The sequence below is a fragment of the Amedibacillus sp. YH-ame6 genome, from assembly GCF_053848845.1.
This window is the reverse complement of record NZ_JBSPEZ010000001.1, coordinates 151,663-168,622: the sequence shown is the minus strand read 5'-3', so window position 1 is coordinate 168,622 and position 16,960 is coordinate 151,663. Positions and strand designations below refer to the sequence as shown.

At 35.7% G+C, this 16,960-nt stretch carries 12 protein-coding genes and 1 other annotated feature; of the genes, 7 read left to right on the top strand and 5 right to left on the bottom strand.

Features of this window, described 5'->3' with window-relative positions; translation table 11 throughout:
- Positions 1–46: 46 nt before the first annotated feature.
- The 6 genes from ACWG0P_RS00865 (at position 47) to ACWG0P_RS00840 (ending at position 7,296) form a co-directional block, all read left to right on the top strand.
- A complete protein-coding gene (locus ACWG0P_RS00865; RefSeq protein WP_455800065.1) occupies positions 47–1,072 on the top strand; it encodes a PD-(D/E)XK nuclease family transposase in 1,026 nt (341 codons plus the stop codon).
- A 138-nt stretch (positions 1,073–1,210) separates the two neighbouring features.
- Complete coding sequence (gene treP / locus ACWG0P_RS00860) at positions 1,211–3,124, top strand: PTS system trehalose-specific EIIBC component (RefSeq protein WP_455800064.1); 1,914 nt, start codon at positions 1,211–1,213, stop codon at positions 3,122–3,124.
- A gap of 10 nt (positions 3,125–3,134) precedes the next feature.
- Positions 3,135–4,775, top strand: coding sequence for an alpha,alpha-phosphotrehalase (treC, locus tag ACWG0P_RS00855; RefSeq protein WP_455800063.1), 1,641 nt, complete (start codon positions 3,135–3,137; stop codon positions 4,773–4,775).
- Between the two features lie 101 nt (positions 4,776–4,876).
- Positions 4,877–5,524, top strand: coding sequence for a TetR/AcrR family transcriptional regulator (locus tag ACWG0P_RS00850; RefSeq protein ID WP_455800062.1), 648 nt, complete (start codon positions 4,877–4,879; stop codon positions 5,522–5,524).
- A 64-nt stretch (positions 5,525–5,588) separates the two neighbouring features.
- Positions 5,589–6,521, top strand: a complete 933-nt coding sequence (locus ACWG0P_RS00845) for an ATP-binding cassette domain-containing protein (protein ID WP_455800061.1) — start codon at positions 5,589–5,591, stop codon at positions 6,519–6,521.
- Position 6,522: 1 nt separating this feature from the next.
- Positions 6,523–7,296: an ABC transporter permease gene (locus ACWG0P_RS00840; protein ID WP_455800060.1), complete on the top strand. Its 774-nt coding sequence runs from the start codon at positions 6,523–6,525 to the stop codon at positions 7,294–7,296.
- 40 nt (positions 7,297–7,336) lie between these two features.
- Here the strand turns inward: ACWG0P_RS00840 and ACWG0P_RS00835 are convergent, their stop codons facing one another.
- Both ACWG0P_RS00835 and ACWG0P_RS00830 read right to left on the bottom strand, forming a co-directional pair.
- Positions 7,337–8,623 (bottom strand): O-acetylhomoserine aminocarboxypropyltransferase/cysteine synthase family protein, encoded by a 1,287-nt coding sequence (locus ACWG0P_RS00835; RefSeq protein ID WP_455800059.1) that lies wholly within the window; start codon positions 8,621–8,623, stop codon positions 7,337–7,339.
- 161 nt (positions 8,624–8,784) lie between these two features.
- Positions 8,785–9,028, bottom strand: a binding site (T-box leader).
- A gap of 45 nt (positions 9,029–9,073) precedes the next feature.
- Positions 9,074–9,838: an EFR1 family ferrodoxin gene (locus ACWG0P_RS00830; RefSeq protein ID WP_455800058.1), complete on the bottom strand. Its 765-nt coding sequence runs from the start codon at positions 9,836–9,838 to the stop codon at positions 9,074–9,076.
- Positions 9,839–10,019: 181 nt separating this feature from the next.
- Between ACWG0P_RS00830 and ACWG0P_RS00825 the strand changes: the two genes are divergently transcribed.
- On the top strand, positions 10,020–12,332 hold the full coding sequence (locus ACWG0P_RS00825) for an ABC transporter ATP-binding protein/permease (protein WP_455800057.1): 2,313 nt from the start codon (positions 10,020–10,022) through the stop codon (positions 12,330–12,332).
- An 83-nt stretch (positions 12,333–12,415) separates the two neighbouring features.
- On the opposite strand, the gene ACWG0P_RS00820 is transcribed toward ACWG0P_RS00825, so the two are convergent.
- The 3 genes from ACWG0P_RS00820 to ACWG0P_RS00810 form a co-directional block, all read right to left on the bottom strand.
- Positions 12,416–14,146, bottom strand: coding sequence for a [FeFe] hydrogenase, group A (locus ACWG0P_RS00820; RefSeq protein ID WP_455800056.1), 1,731 nt, complete (start codon positions 14,144–14,146; stop codon positions 12,416–12,418).
- Positions 14,140–15,969, bottom strand: a complete 1,830-nt coding sequence (locus ACWG0P_RS00815; RefSeq protein ID WP_455800055.1) for an NAD(P)-binding protein — start codon at positions 15,967–15,969, stop codon at positions 14,140–14,142. The genes ACWG0P_RS00820 and ACWG0P_RS00815 overlap by 7 nt, the downstream gene beginning before the upstream one ends.
- Before the next feature lie 188 nt (positions 15,970–16,157).
- Complete coding sequence (locus tag ACWG0P_RS00810; protein ID WP_455800054.1) at positions 16,158–16,958, bottom strand: ABC transporter ATP-binding protein; 801 nt, start codon at positions 16,956–16,958, stop codon at positions 16,158–16,160.
- Positions 16,959–16,960 lie beyond the last annotated feature (2 nt).

Here is a 16,960-nt window from a genome sequence, read left to right as displayed (position 1 = left end):
GTATATACCTATGGAAGGGGTATACCCTTTCCAAGGAGGAATCATAATGATGATCACAAGAAGCAAAGAAGTAAATTTTTGTAATGATGTATTTTTTAAATATGCGTTAAGCGCAGATGATGAGACTTCAATATTCATTCGACATTCTATCATCGAAGAACTCACAGGCATTCATCCCAAAGAAAGCAAAGTTTTAAATCCCATTTTGGATTCGAAGATTATTGGGAAAAAAGGAGTTGTTCTAGATGTTCATGTTAAGGATGAACAGGATAACGAATATGATATTGAAATGCAGACAACTTATATTGGATCGATAGATAATAAACGATTTCAATTGTATTTGACTAGGATGTTATCAAACCAGTTGAGGAAAGGGGATAATTACAAAAAGTTAAAACATGTATATCAAATCGTATTTGTAGATGCAATAGCCCCATGTAATGAAGATTTAATTAATGAATATGAGTTAATGAATAAAGGTGGATATCCTATGGGTGGAGATTCCCTCATAAAAAGTATTTTCATTCATTTGCCAGTAATCAATCGTATCGCGAAAGAAAAGGGAGCCTTACATATGAGTGGATTTGAACAGCTTTGCTATCTGTTTAAAAATAATAGAAATCGTGATATACTGAAGTCAGAGGAAAGGTTGGTGAGAGCAATCATGGAAAAATATCAACACATGCAGGATGATGAAGATCTTTGGTCCATTGCAATGGCAATTGAAATGGGAGAAATGAGAGCGGAGAACCAATTAGAAGAAAGAACTCAAATAGCTCTAGAGCAGGGTATGAAAAAGGGAATTGAAAAAGGAATCAAAGAAGGTATTGAAAAAGGCATTGAAAAAGGCATTGAAAAAGGAATTGAAAAAGGTATTGAAAAAGGAATTGAAATAGGTTCTCGTAAAGGCAAAGAGGAAGAACGTCTCCATATAATCTCAAAATTTATAAGACAAAAGTTTGGGAGTGATGAAAATGAATGGCTTTCAACCATGACACAAGAACAACTAGAACATATCATTGATGAATTGTTTTTGTGTGAAACCTTAAAAGAGTTAAAGAGTAAAGAGTGATATAGAACAAAGGTGTGAGACTACAATTTCATACCTTTTTTAAATTCATATAAAATAAGTGTTGACAACATGTACGTACAGGTTTATGATTAGGGCATAAAGAACTTGTACGTACAAGATGAATTAGGAGGATGTCATATGAGCAAATATACAAATGACGCAAAAGAATTACTCACATACGTTGGTGGAAAAGAAAACATTAACGCAGTTTCTCACTGTGTCACACGTGTTCGATTTGTTTTGGTAGATGAAGCAAAAGCAGATGTTAAGAAAATCGAATCTTTAAAGTCTGCAAAGGGAACCTTTACGCAATCAGGACAGTTTCAAGTTATTATAGGAAATGATGTGCAAGAATTCTACAATGAATTTATGCTGGTAAGCGGATTGTCTGGAGTAAGTAAAGAAGATATCAAGAAAGCAGCGAAAACGAATCAAACACGTTTGCAAAGAATTATGGGGAACCTTGGCGAAATCTTTGCACCATTGATTCCTGCCCTTATTTGTGGAGGTTTGATATTAGGCTTTCGAAATATTATTGATTCTATCAAAATGTTTGAAGATGGATCTAAGACTTTAGTTGAGATATCACAATTTTGGGCAGGTGTAGACTCCTTCTTATGGTTGATTGGAGAAGCTGTATTCCAGTTCTTACCAGTAGGGATTGTTTGGTCCATTACTAAGAAAATGGGTACCACACAAATCCTTGGAATCATACTTGGAATTACGTTGGTGTCTCCACAATTATTGAATGCATATTCTGTAGCAACTACAGCAACTGCAGATATACCTGTATGGAACTTTGGGTTTGCGAGTGTACAGATGATTGGATATCAAGCACAAGTAATCCCTGCAATGATGGCGGGTTTTGTACTTGTATATCTTGAAAAATTCTTCAGAAGAATATCCCCAGATTATATATCCATGATTGTTGTGCCATTTTGTTCACTGATTCCTGCAGTTTTAATTGCACATACCATTGTAGGTCCTATTGGATGGACAATAGGAAATGCAATTTCAAGTGTTGTTTATGGAGGGCTAACATCTGCGTTTGGCTGGTTATTCGCTACTTTATTTGGATTCTTATATGCACCACTTGTGATTACCGGGCTTCACCATATGAGCAATGCGATCGATTTACAGTTGGTGAGTGAATTCAATGGAACTATCTTATGGCCAATGATTGCATTATCCAATATTGCGCAAGGTTCTGCGGTTCTGGCAATGATCGTATTACAACGTAAAAATGAAAAAGCACAACAAATATCAATTCCAGCATGTATTTCCTGTTATCTAGGAGTAACAGAACCAGCCATGTTTGGGGTAAACTTAAAATATATGTTTCCATTTATAGCAGGTATGATAGGTTCTGCTTGTGCGGCAACCTTCTCTGTGGGTATGGGTGTTATGGCTGAAACAATCGGTGTTGGTGGAATTCCTGGAATTCTTTCTATTAAGACACAATATATGCTTATGTTTGCAATGGCAATGTGTATAGCAATTGTAATTCCTTTCCTTATTACGTATGTGATTGGAAAGAAAAAATTATCACAAGAAGAACTTACAGGAATTGAACTTGTAGATGCAGACGAAATAAACGCAATACATGAAGAACTAATATCTCCAATGAGTGGAACACTGTTAACATTAGATCAAGTTGAAGATAAAGCATTTTCTTCACGGGCAATGGGAGATGGGTTTGCGATAGAATTAGAAGAAGGAGACATAGTCGCACCAATGAGTGGTGAAATCATTCTTTGTTTCCCTAGTAAGCATGCATATGGATTGCGCACAAATGATGGGAAAGAAATCTTACTTCATATTGGAATGGATACCGTGGAATTAGAAGGTAAAGGTTTTGAATCTTGTGTACAAGTAGGTGATACTGTACGACAGGGTGAATGCATCGCAAAGGTAGATATATCAGAAATCAAAGAAAAAGGAAAATCCCTTGTTTCACCTGTGATATTTACAAGTGGGGAAAAAGTAGAAGTGCAAAAAGTAAATCAAAAGGTACACACAAAGGAAACTGGAATCCTTAATATACAAGAGTAGGAGAGTAATTATGAACTTTGAAAATAAAGTAGTATATCAAATATATCCCAAGTCTTTTTATGATAGTGATGGAGATGGGTTAGGAGATTTACAAGGCATCATAGAAAAATTAGATTACTTGGAATATCTTGGTGTTGATTATATATGGATGACTCCCTTCTTTGTATCTCCACAGAACGACAATGGATACGATGTGGCAGATTATCGTTCCATTGATCCTCGCTTTGGGACAATGGAAATATTTGAAAATCTAATCAAAGAAGCTAAGAAGCATCATATCGATATTATGTTAGATATGGTATTCAATCATACTTCTACAAAGCATGTTTGGTTTCAAAAAGCGATGCGTGGTGAAAAAAAATATAAAGATTACTATATCTTTCGAAAAGGGAAAGAAAATGGAGATGCGCCAACCAATTGGGTAAGTAAGTTTGGTGGAAATGCTTGGGAATATGTGAAAGATTTCGATGAATACTATCTTCATTTATTTGATAAAACACAAGCAGATTTAAACTGGGATAATCCAGAAGTACGTAATGAACTTTGTGAGATTTTAAAGTTTTGGACAGAAAAAGGGGTCTATGGATTTCGTTTTGATGTTATTAATTTAATAAGTAAACCAGATGTATTACAAGATGATTATGAAGGTGATGGAAGACGTTTTTATACTGATGGAACACATGTTCATGAATATTTAAAAGAAATCAATGAGCGAACTTTTGGAAAAGATGAACGTATTATAACGGTAGGAGAAATGTCTTCTACTTCATTAGAAAACTGTGTGAAATACGCAGGAAAAAAAGCGCATGAACTTTCCATGGTGTTTAACTTTCATCATCTAAAAGTGGATTACAAAGATAAACAAAAATGGGCTTTGAAACCCTTTGATTTTATGGAATTAAAAGATTTGTTCCAAACATGGCAATTAGAAATGCAAAAGGAACAAGCATGGAATGCATTATTCTGGTGCAATCATGATCAACCTAGAGCACTGTCTCGTTTTGGAGATGATAAGAACTATCCAAAAGAATCCGCTAAGATGTTGGCGACTGCCATTCATTGTTTAAGAGGAACTCCTTATATTTATCAAGGAGAAGAAATTGGAATGAGCAATGCATATTTTACTGATATCAAACAGTATAAAGATGTGGAATCTATTAACTATTACGGTATTTTGAAACAAGAAGGTATGAAAGAAGACGATATATACCGTATTCTTCAAGAGCGTTCTCGTGATAATAGCCGTACCCCTATGCAGTGGAATGCGAGTAGGAATGCTGGCTTCAGTCAACAAGAACCATGGATTTCAATTATTCATAATTATCAAGACATCAATGTGGAAAATAGCAAGAATGATGAGGATTCTGTGCTACAACATTATCGTAAGCTTATTCAATTACGGAAACAATACGATATTATTTCACAAGGAAGTTTTGAACCACTATTAGAAGAACATGAGCAAGTATTTGCTTATAAACGTATATGGAAAGATGAAGAACTTATCGTTGTGAATAATTTCTATGGAACAAATACGACGATAGAACTAACGGAAGGAAACTATACGTGTCTATTAAGCAACTATCCAAAACGTGAATATCAAAGTATGATGATATTAAACCCTTATGAATCCATCGTATTCTATAAAAAATAATACTACCTGCGTCGTCTGATGCAGGTTTTCTATATTGACAACACTATATTCACATGTTATATTATATTTACATACACAGTGTATGTAATGGGAGGCGTTGTATGCCACGTAATAAATATCCGGAAGAAACCGTACAAAGAATTCTAGATGCTTCTTTAAAACTGTTTTTGGAAAAAGGATACGAACAGACATCTATTTTAGATATCGTGGATCAACTTGGTGGGTTAACACGTGGAGCCTTTTATCATCATTTTAAATCCAAGGAAGAAGTCTGGGATGCACTTAGTGATAAGCTGTTTTTTGAAAACAATCCATTTGAACTTGTGAAGAAAGAAAAGAATTTAAACGGACTTGAGAAGATTAAGAAAATAATGAGTTTACAAGATAGTAATTCAGATCTTACGAAGGTGAACCTAATGGGGGAATCGATAGCAAAGAATCCTAAAATACTAGCGAATTTTATAGAAACAAATCAAACGATGATTACCCCATGGTTTGAAGAACTTTTTAGGGAAGGTATGGAAGATGGTTCTATTCAAAAGAGTCCATATGTAAAGCAGCTCTCAGAGTTATTTACGTTTATTACAAACATGTGGTTTGTGCCATTCCTTTATCCATGTACACAAGAAGAGTTTCTCAATAAATTCTATTTTGTGAAAGAACTAATGGAACACTTAGGAGCGCCTGTTTTTGACGATGAGCTTTTATCGCGTATGAAAGGCATGGTTGAGCAGATATATAAAGAATAAGATTGCGATGCAATTTTATTTTTTAGAAATATACATACATACTGAATGTATGAAAGGAGAACATATGAATAACAAAGCAATTGTTGTAAAGGGTTTAAAGAAAACATTTAAAGATATTAAAGTACTCAAAGATGTAAATATAGAAGTTGAAAAAGGAATGATTTACTCCTTGTTAGGTTCTAATGGCGCAGGAAAGACAACGACGATTAAGATATTAACAACACTTTTAAAGGCAGATGCAGGGAGTGTATTCATGCAAGGAATAGATGTTCTTCATCATCCCAATAAAATTCATTCCATGATTAGTCTAACAGGGCAGTATGCGGCAGTAGATGAATCTCTAACGGGCATGGAGAATCTAACAATCATGGGTCGATTACACCATATAAAAGACCCTAAAGATAGGGCAAATGAACTACTGAGGTATTTTGATTTAGTGAAAGCAAAAGATCGTCTAGTAGCTACTTACTCTGGAGGTATGAGAAGAAAACTAGATATCGCAATGAGTTTAATTAACGAGCCCTCTATTATTTTCTTAGATGAACCAACAACAGGTCTTGACCCACAAAGTCGCCATGCGATGTGGGAAATCATTCGAGAGTTAAATGCGAATGGAGTAACCATTTTCCTTACCACCCAATATTTAGAAGAAGCAGAACTATTAGCAGATCGAATTGCGATTTTACATGATGGCCGTATTATGGTACAGGGAACACCAGATGAATTAAAACAATTACTTCCACAGGGCGTTATAGAATTTAGATTTCATAGTGTACAAGATTTAGATCTAAGTATGTCTTTACTAGAGGACTTCCCATGTACATGTAATCATGATGAACTTTCTATGACGATTATTAGCGATGGCTCCATTTCACATTTATCTAAGATTTTAAATATCATGGATGCAAATAGAATCGTGATACAAGAGTTCATTCAGAAAAAACCATCCTTGGAAGATGTGTTTTTAACACTCATTAATGAAAGAGAGGCTTCTTAATATGGAGAATGCGATAAAGTTATATAAAGATACAAAGACAATGACAATACGATGTTTACGAATTTCATTTCGCAACACAGATACTATCGTAACAAGTGTATTAATTCCAGTTTTGATGATGTTGTTGTTTTCTTATGTATTTGGAGGTGCAATGGATGTAGGGAATGGATCTTATGTGAACTACATTGTACCAGGTATCTTGATACAGTGTATTGGACAAGGTGTATCCAATACTTCTATTAGTGTAAGCAATGATGTGCATAAAGGAATCGTGGATCGCTTCTGTACGATGCCTATTTGTAAATCCTCCATATTAATGGGACATGCAATAGAATCAATCTTACGAAGTACAATGAGTACAATATTGGTTATCATTGTCGCATTCGTTGTTGGATTTCGTCCAAGTGCAGATATTATGGGATGGGCATTAATCTTCGTAGTTCTATTATTGTATATCGTGATGATTTCTTGGTTATCGATCTATTTTGGTATCTTAGCGAAAAATGCAGAAGGGGCAGGAGCCTTTGCTGTATTTGCAATTGTATTGCCGTATATAAGTTCAGGATTTGTACCAGTGGATACAATGCCTAAACTATTACGTATATTTGCTGAACATCAACCAATGACTCCTATTATCGATACCATACGTTCTTTATCCTTAGGGACTGCATTGGATGTACAAACGGTTATAGTGGCGATTGTTTGGTGTATTGCATTGGGTATACTCTTTTATATACTATCCATTCGCTTGTTTAAAAGAAAGATTATGGCATAAGAAAAGTCTCATTTCTAAATGGTGAAATGAGACTTTATTTCTATGCTAATGCTTGTGCTAAATCTTCTAGAATATCATCGATATGCTCTGTACCGATAGATAAACGGATAGTATTTGGTTGGATGTTTTGTTCTTGTAGCTCCACTTCGTTTAATTGTGCATGGGTAGTGCTTGCTGGATGAATCACAAGGGATTTTACATCCGCAACATTCGCAAGTAGTGAGAACACTTCTAATTTATCAATGAAAGCTTGAGCTTCTTTCGCACCACCTTTAATATTGAAGGTAAAGATAGAAGCTCCACCATTTGGGAAGTGAGTTTCATATAAAGCATGATGTGGGTGTTGTTTTAGAGATGGATGGTTGACACTTTCCACACGAGGATGTGCCTCTAAGAATGCAATTACCTTTAATGCATTTTCCACATGACGCTCTACTCGTAAAGATAATGTTTCTAATCCTTGAAGGAATAAAAATGCATGGAGAGGAGCTATGGAAGCTCCAGTATCGCGTAATAAGATAGCGCGTGCTTTCAATATAAAACCGAGAGGTGCACAATCACTAGCAAAACGTACGCCATGATAGCTAGGGTCTGCTTTCGTAAGCTTTTCAAATTTACCACTCGCATTCCAATCGAATTTACCACTATCAATGATAACGCCACCTAATGCAGTTCCATGACCTCCAATAAATTTTGTGGCAGAATGAACGACAATGTCTGCACCATGTTCAATAGGACGATATAGATAAGGTGTCGCAAATGTGTTATCGACAATTAATGGAATGTTGTTTTTATGTGCAATACGAGCAACTTCATCAATATCGATAAGGGTTGCATTTGGATTTCCTATTGTTTCAAGAAAGATTGCTTTGGTATTTTCTTGTATAGCTTGTGCGAAGGAACCTTCTACATCTGGATCTACAAAGGTAGTTTCAATACCAAAATCTTTTAAGGTATGAGCTAATAAATTATACGTACCACCATAAATTGTTTTCGCAGAAACGATATGATCCCCCTGATGTGCTAACGTCATAAACGTATACGTAATAGCCGCAGCACCAGAAGCGACTCCTAATGCAGCTGCACCACCTTCTAAAGCCGCAATACGCTTTTCAAATACATCCTGTGTTGAATTTGTTAAACGTCCGTAAATATTTCCCGCATCATTTAACGCAAAGCGTTGTGCAGCTTGTTCACAATTGTCAAATACATAAGAAGCAGTTTGATAAATAGGGACAGCACGTGCTCCTGTAGCTGGATCTGGTTGTTCTTGTCCCACATGTAGTTGTAGTGTTTCAAATTTGTAGTTTTTATTTGCTTTTGTCATTGGATTTTCCTCATCTTTCTTTTTCCATAAAATCTTGTTTGTATGTTACGTTATGGTACATACACATTCGATCAATACACCGTGCGATACTATAATCTAACAAACTGCGAATATGATATCCCATATACGAATCCTACTTTCTAACAAAAAAAGCTTCCATCCATAAGGACGAAAGCTTGAGCTTACGTGTTACCACCTTGGTTCATCTATATCTTACGATATAAACCTCTTCGAGTACAATCATACTCTATCGCTGTAACGTGCGATCACGACATATGCTAACCAATGGCTCACATAAGCTACTCCAAGATCATGTTCAAAGAGGTACTAACTTTATCCAATTTCACCAACATGGACTCTCTCGTAAAGCGTTCTTTCTTTTACTCTTCTTTTCCTAGTATTTTTGTATTGATTATATGATATAGAAATATTTGGAAATTGTCAACACTTTTATTCAACGTAATGCTTTATATGATACTGTTCTATTACACGCTTTCCTAGTAATGTGATTGCCTTATTGGGACATTGACTAATGCAACGATAACACATGGTACATGAAGAACTAGCATGTGCTTTATGCTGTGATAGGGAGAGATTCTTCATTGGACATAGCTTTACGCAAGTACCACAACCTGTACAGTACTCTACATCTATTTTCAAATTTGAACGATAATGTTTTGTTTTATGATAGAAGTATAAACGTTGACCAAATAGTCCTACTATATGTGAACCTATATGTAATCCTTCTCTTGTAGGGGTTCCTTCTTTATATAGTAGCGCAGCCTTTTCGACCTTTACAAGTGCTTGTGCAATACGTTCTTTGTTTTTCGCATAGGAATGCTTTAATACCTTTTCATCACTGATGCTGTCTGGCATCAACACATGTAGTCCCCCTGAAATATTCGCGCCATAGGATTTTAAAAGCCGTGCTAAAATACCTGCACCATCTCCACTGAACAATCCCATAGTCGCAATAACAAAAACTGTTTTACCACTCCAAAGTTCTTTATGTGCAACAATGAAGTCTTTTACAATCTTTGGTATATTACTATATTGCACAGGATAAGCAAACACTATTTCCTCATGCTTTTGTATTTCGTTTATACACTGTGGTTCTTCTATCGCGTATGCATTGGACTGTGGATTACAAACTTTTAGAAAATTATCTAAACAATATTTTGAATTACCCGTTCCACTAAAATATATACCTATCATATATGTACCATCCTTATATCTTTATTATACTAAAATAGGATGATAAGAATCTATGTGGAAATATTAACATTATGTTAAATCGTGTTATCTCTAGTATAAATGGTAGACTTTTCCTATGGTCGGGTGTATGATGAGCATAACTTTTTTGCATAGTTTGAAAAAGCAATGGAGGTAATAGAACATGTTGAAGTTAGTAGATATTAAGAAGACATATATAGCAGGAAATACAAAAGTAGATGCCTTAAAAGGAATCAATCTTCAATTTCGTAAGAAGGAATTTGTCGCAATTCTTGGTGCTAGTGGATGTGGAAAAACTACATTATTGAATCTTATTGGTGGATTGGATCATTATACAAGTGGGAATCTAATTATCGATAATGTATCAACAAAGGATTACAAGGATAAAGATTGGGATGCCTATCGTAACAATTGCGTTGGGTTTATTTTTCAATCCTATAATTTGATTGGACACATCAATGTTTTAACAAACGTAGAGATGAGTATGACGTTAAGTGGGTATTCTCATGGAGAACGTAAAAAGAAAGCGTTAGAAGCTTTGGATCGAGTAGGTCTAAAGGATCAAGCATATAAGAAACCGAACCAGTTATCTGGAGGGCAAATGCAACGTGTGGCAATAGCACGTGCATTAGTAAATGATCCTGAAATCATTCTTGCGGACGAACCAACAGGAGCATTGGACTCTGTAACAAGTGTTTCTATTATGGAATTGATCAAAGAAATTGCTTCAGAAAAATTAGTAATTATGGTTACGCATAATCCTGATTTGGCAAAAGAATATGCAAATCGTATCGTAGAGATTAAAGATGGGGAAATCATGAGCGATTCAAATCCCTTAACTGAAGATAAACAAGTCGAGAATGAAATCCATATTAAGAAAACAGCAATGAATTATATAACTGCTTTAAGTTTATCTTTTAATAATATTAAGACAAAAAAGGGAAGAACCTTATTAACTGCTTTTGCCTCTAGTATAGGGATTATTGGGATTGCGTTGATCATGTCATTATCAAATGGATTTCAAATGCAAATTGATACATTTGAACGAGATTCACTCTCACAAATGCCAATCAGTGTTTCTGAGCAATCTATGGAAATGGACCCTGAAACAATGATGCAATATCATATGGGAGACAATGAAAAGTATCTACCTAAATATACCGATAAAAAAGTAGTGACTCCTATGGAAGATATGTCAACAGCGATGTTACATACCAACGATATTACAAAAGATTATATTGAGTATGTGGAAAAGATTGATAAAACACTAGTTGGTGGTATTTCTTATATGAAATCAACAGGCTTTAATGTCGTGGCACAGAAGAGTGATGGAACGTATGCTACTGTAAATACTAGAGATAGAATGCATGCTTGGCAGTCTTTACCAGATGGAAATGAAGATAACAATACCATCCTAGCAAATTATGATGTACTTGCAGGAAAAGTAGATACTACAAAACCAGGTCTAGTGTTAATGGTAGATTCTCAAAATCGTATCAGTGAAGAAACATTAACTTCTTTAGGTTTTAAAGTGGATGATAACATTAGTTTTGAAGATATCTTAAATAAAGAATTAAAGATTGTTTCCAATGATGACTATTATGTGGATAAAGGACAATTCTTTACCATTGATCAAGATTATGAATCGTTGTATAAGAAAGAGAATGCTATCACTGTAAAAGTGAGTGCAATCCTACGTGGAAAAGAAGATAAAGAACTAATCACTTCTGGAAGTGGTGTCGGTTATACAAGTGCATTAACAAATCTGGTAATTGAAAAGAATAAAGATTCTAAGATTGTAAAAATGCAAGAAGAAAAAGATTATAATGTGTTAACGGGTCAGCCTTTTGAAACAGGAGAAGGGGCTACCAATACGAAAGAAAATACATTGGCTTATTTAGGAGCAGATTCTGTACCAGCAGCTGTGTATATCTATCCTAAAGATTTTGCATCAAAAGATGAAATCTTAGCTTATTTAGATGATTATAATGAAGGGAAAACAAAAGATGAATCTGTATTGTATACCGATATGGCAGAAATGATTTCTTCTTTATCTGGGGACATCATGAACGCAATTACGATTGTTCTTGTAGCATTCTCTGCAATTTCCTTGATTGTATCTAGTATTATGATTGGTATTATTACGTATATATCTGTATTAGAACGTACAAAAGAAATTGGTGTTTTACGTGCTTTGGGTGCTAGAAAACGTGATATATCTCGAGTGTTTAATGCGGAAACATTAATTGTAGGATTGTGTAGTGGTCTATTAGGAATCTTGATTGCACAATTGTTAACGATTCCTGCAAATATTGTGATTGAAGAAATGTCAGGGCTAGCAAATGTTGCACAATTAAATCCAATGCATGGAGTTGTCTTGATTTTAATCAGTATGACATTGACTTTGATTGGAGGATTTATACCTTCTAAAATCGCATCGAAAAAAGATCCAGTTACAGCTCTTAGAACAGAATAAAAAAGAAAGACAAAGCCATGTGGTTTTGTCTTTTTGCATGTCAAGGGACAATTCGTATTCGTTTATAGAAAATTTGAATCCTTTTATTTATCACTAGGCATATTCCATGCCGTATGATCTGTATGAAGTAATCTCTCTGCTAAAGGAGATAAAGGCTTTTCTAGAAATTCGTCATATAATGCTTGTACTTTAGGATTTTCATGAGAAAATCTTAGAGTCGCATGATCATCTAATTGGTAAAGGGATTGAGAGCGTATTGCGGCCATTTCTTGCCCATCCCAAATTGGTTGACCCCCGCCTCCACTACATCCTCCAGGACATGCCATTACTTCTACAAAGTCGTAGGATACTTCTTTGCGGCGCATAGCTTCCATGAGCTTACGAGTGTTTCCTAATCCACTTACGACAGCAGTACGAACAGTAGTTCCTTGTATTTCAAAGTTTGCTTCTTTCCATGCTTCCATACCACGAACCTCTTTAAATGCCTCAATGGGTGCATTTTCTTTGGTAAGGAAATAATATGCACTGCGTAATGCGGCCTCCATTACACCACCAGTTGCGCCAAAGATAACTCCAGCACCACTTGCAGTACCTAGTGGATCATCTAATGTAGTCTCTTGTAAGGAAGCCACATCAATGTGTTCTGCACGAATCATGCGTACAATTTCACGAGTAGTTAATACAACGTCTACATCTTTGTATCCAGAATCATTCATGTTTGGTAGTTCTATTTCATGCTTCTTTGCAACACAAGGCATAATCGAAATGACGTAGAGTTGTTTAGGGTCAATATTTAGCTTTTGTGCTAGGTATGTTTTTGTAATTGCACCAAACATTTGATGTGGTGATTTTGAAGTAGATAGATAAGGTACATATTCAGGAAACTGTGATTTCAAAAAGCGAACCCATCCAGGACAACAAGAAGTAAACATCGGCATTTCTTTTAATTCGCCGTGGGTAAAGCGTTCTAAAAATTCATTGGCTTCTTCCATAATGGTCAAGTCTGCCGCAAAATCTGTATCAAATACATAGTCCGCACCCATTTTCTTGAAGGCACAAGCTAAGCGTTCTATGGTTGCTTCTTCTCTGCTTAATCCTAATTGTTCTCCCCAAGCAACACGAACAGCAGGAGCAATTTGTACTACTGTAATCTTATTAGGATCATTGAATGCATCAAAGACTGTTTCTGTATCTTCACGCACATGAAGGGCGTTTACAGGGCAATGTGTTATGCATTGTCCACATAAAGAACAATCTGCATCTTCTATTTTGCGATTATTAGATACGTTAACAGTTGTACGTGAACCAGTTCCAGACACATCCCACACTTGTAGATTTTGTATCTTATCGCAAATTTGTATACAGCGCATGCATTTAATGCATTTGTTTGCTTCACGAATCAATGGGAAATTCGGATTCCAAGGGAGATAACTTACATGTTTTTCATAAGGTAGTTTGGTGATTCCAAGATCATTGCTTATGGTTTGTAAGGAACAGTTTCCACTTCTTGAACAGTAGGCACATTCACAATCATGTTGAGAAAGTATTAACTGTATATTGGTTCTTCGTGTATCTCTTACTTTAGGTGAGTTGGTGAATAACACCATGCCATCTCGAACAACGGTATTGCATGCTGTTATTAATTTGTTTTTACCTTCTAATTCTACAACGCATACTCTACATGCACCAATATCATTGATACCTTTCAAATAACATAAATGAGGGATATCAATATGTGCTAATTTGCTAGCTTCCATGATGGTCAAATGCTCATCACATGAAATGGTTTGTTTATCAATTGTTATGGTTACCATTTTGTTGCTCGACCTCCTTTAAATACGCCAAATCCAAAATGATCACAGCGTAGGCATCTACCACATTCTTGCATAGCTTCTTCTCGTGTCATATTGAATTCGATAGGCTCAAAATCAGCACTACGATTCATATCTCTTTCTTTTAATTGTACACGTCCACAATTTGGACGATCCGCAAAGTTTGCTTCAGGTATTTCTACATCACATGAGATGATATGGTTATATCCAAGATACTCATCGATGTTAGCTGCAGCTACTTTTCCTGCAGCAATTGCACGTATGACGGTAGCAGGACCCGTTACACAGTCTCCTCCCGCAAAGATTCCTTCCATGGAATTGATACCACTATGATCTAAGGCATCAATTGCACCATGTTTTACAGGAACACCTTCTTCTGCAAATTTTTGACTTTCAATTCCTTGTCCGATAGCCACAACAACAATATCACATGGAATACGTCTTTCTGGTAAATTTGCGTTCATTGGGGCAGGACGTCCATTTTTATGCATACCAATAATTTGAGGTTGTGTCCATAAGGCAACTACCTTGTTATGTTCATCAAGTTCAATACGAACAGGTGCTTCTAACTGCAATAATTCGCATCCTTCTGCTATGGCTCCATCCACTTCATCAGGAAGGGCAGTCATGTCTTCTTTCCTTCTTCGATATGCAATGCCAACCATAGAAGCTCCGGCACGTTTGCTACTTCTCGCAACATCCATCGCAACGTTTCCACCACCAATAACCAAAACACGTTGTCCAGTGAAATTAGGCATGATATCATCTCCAATATCACGTAGCATAGATACTGCAGAAATGACATTTTCTCCTTCTTCTCCAGGGATTCCTACTTTTTTATCTGTTTGTGCACCAATTGCCAAATACACAGCATCGTATTGGTTCGTAAGGTCCAGCAAAGTTATTTCTTTTCCAATGTCTACTTCTGTATGAACGTTTACACCAGTGGATAAGATAGTATCAATTTCATCATCTAATCGCGTTCTAGGAAGTCGATAGTTAGGTATACCATAACGTAGCATTCCTCCTAATTTCTTACGTTTTTCAAAGATTGTGCATTGATGTCCCATTTCTTGTAAATAGTAAGCGGCACTTAATCCTCCAGGACCGCCCCCTACAATAGCAACTTTCTTACCTGTCTTTGGTGCACATGTCTCAGCAGGAACCTTTCCTGCTTCATCCACTGCGAAACGTTTTAATCCTCTAATGTTAATGGAGTCATCTAACATGTTTCTTCGACATCTTGCTTCACAAGGATGCTCACATATAAATGCACATACGGAAGGGAAAGGATTGTCCTTTCGAATTAAGCGCACAGCATCTTTATGATTTTCTTCTCCAATTAAGGCAATGTATCCAGGGATATCAACTCCTGCAGGACACATCGAAACACAAGGCACAGGTTGATTTAAACTACATGTACAGCGACCATGTAAAATATGTTCTTCATAGTCATAACGAAATCCTTTAATACCATGCAACACCATATTAGCTGCTTCATATCCTATGGCACAATCTGCACTATCACAAATGATTTGCGCTGTTTTTTCAATCAAATCGATTGTATTTAATGTCGCATTTCCATCCAATACATCATCAATCAAACTTTGTAATTGTGCCAATCCTACGCGACAAGGAACACACTTTCCACATGTTTGTGCGTGACACAATTTTAAGAAAGCACTTGCCATATCTACTGGACATAAACCAGGAGGACTGGCTACAATTCTTCTTTCAAGGTCTTTATACAAATCTTCTATGACACGTTGCGCTTGCGTCGTTGTCATAATCGTTAATCTGCTCATGTTCTACCTCCATAGCGGTTGCTTGTTACTTAAAGTATAACGCGAATCAAATGAGAAACCAATAGAAATAAGATGTGAATTTAAACGCTTACATTTCTTAGCCGTTTTCATTAGAGTATACTATAGAGATAAAGTAATTATGGGTATAAAAAAGAATCGCAACGTATGTGCGATTCGATTATTGTTTTTTAGTTTGCACTAAATGCAAGTTCATCATCTAAAGCATCTAGCATATTTAAAGAGTTGAACTTTTCAATTAGCTTTTCTACAGTAAGTGTTTTCTTTTCTTCTTTTTTAATGTCCATAATTACTTGTCCTTTATGGAACATTAAGAGACGATCACCATAAGTGATAGCATGTTTCAAGTTATGCGTAATCATAATACTTGTCATCTTTTTCTCACTTACTAATTTATCTGTTAGTTGAATGATCAAATCACTCGTCTTAGGATCTAGTGCGGCAGTATGTTCATCTAGTAATAAAATATCTGGACGAATCAAAGTTGCCATAAGAAGCGATAATGCTTGTCGTTGTCCACCAGATAAGGCTCCAACTTTCACCATCATTTTATCTTCTAAACCCAATTGCATTTTTTCTAACTCTTCCTTAAATAAAGGAATTAGTGACTTATCTACACCCTTTGTTAAACCATATGATTTTCCTTTGTTGTAGGCCATTGCCATATTTTCAAGGATGGTTAGGGAAGGGGCTGTACCTTTTTGTGGATCTTGAAATACGCGTCCAATAAAATGTGAACGTTTATGTTCAGGAATTCTTGAAATATCATTACCTTTAAATGTTAGTGTACCTGTATCTTGTTGGATATTTCCACTAATGATATTAAAGAATGTTGATTTACCAGAACCATTTGAACCAATGATGGTAACAAATTCACCTTCGTTGATTTCCACATTCAAATCAGTAAATAATACAACTTCATTCGCACTATTTTTATTAAAAGTCTTTCTGACGTGTTGAATTTTTAACATTG

Coding starts and splice junctions, on each gene's coding strand:
- ACWG0P_RS00865 (WP_455800065.1), top strand. CDS start 47: ATGATGATCACAAGAAGCAAAGAAGTAAATTTTTGTAATGATGTATTT.
- treP (WP_455800064.1), top strand. CDS start 1,211: ATGAGCAAATATACAAATGACGCAAAAGAATTACTCACATACGTTGGT.
- treC (WP_455800063.1), top strand. CDS start 3,135: ATGAACTTTGAAAATAAAGTAGTATATCAAATATATCCCAAGTCTTTT.
- ACWG0P_RS00850 (WP_455800062.1), top strand. CDS start 4,877: ATGCCACGTAATAAATATCCGGAAGAAACCGTACAAAGAATTCTAGAT.
- ACWG0P_RS00845 (WP_455800061.1), top strand. CDS start 5,589: ATGAATAACAAAGCAATTGTTGTAAAGGGTTTAAAGAAAACATTTAAA.
- ACWG0P_RS00840 (WP_455800060.1), top strand. CDS start 6,523: ATGGAGAATGCGATAAAGTTATATAAAGATACAAAGACAATGACAATA.
- ACWG0P_RS00835 (WP_455800059.1), bottom strand. CDS start 8,623: ATGACAAAAGCAAATAAAAACTACAAATTTGAAACACTACAACTACAT.
- ACWG0P_RS00830 (WP_455800058.1), bottom strand. CDS start 9,838: ATGATAGGTATATATTTTAGTGGAACGGGTAATTCAAAATATTGTTTA.
- ACWG0P_RS00825 (WP_455800057.1), top strand. CDS start 10,020: ATGTTGAAGTTAGTAGATATTAAGAAGACATATATAGCAGGAAATACA.
- ACWG0P_RS00820 (WP_455800056.1), bottom strand. CDS start 14,146: ATGGTAACCATAACAATTGATAAACAAACCATTTCATGTGATGAGCAT.
- ACWG0P_RS00815 (WP_455800055.1), bottom strand. CDS start 15,969: ATGAGCAGATTAACGATTATGACAACGACGCAAGCGCAACGTGTCATA.
- ACWG0P_RS00810 (WP_455800054.1), bottom strand. CDS start 16,958: ATGTTAAAAATTCAACACGTCAGAAAGACTTTTAATAAAAATAGTGCG.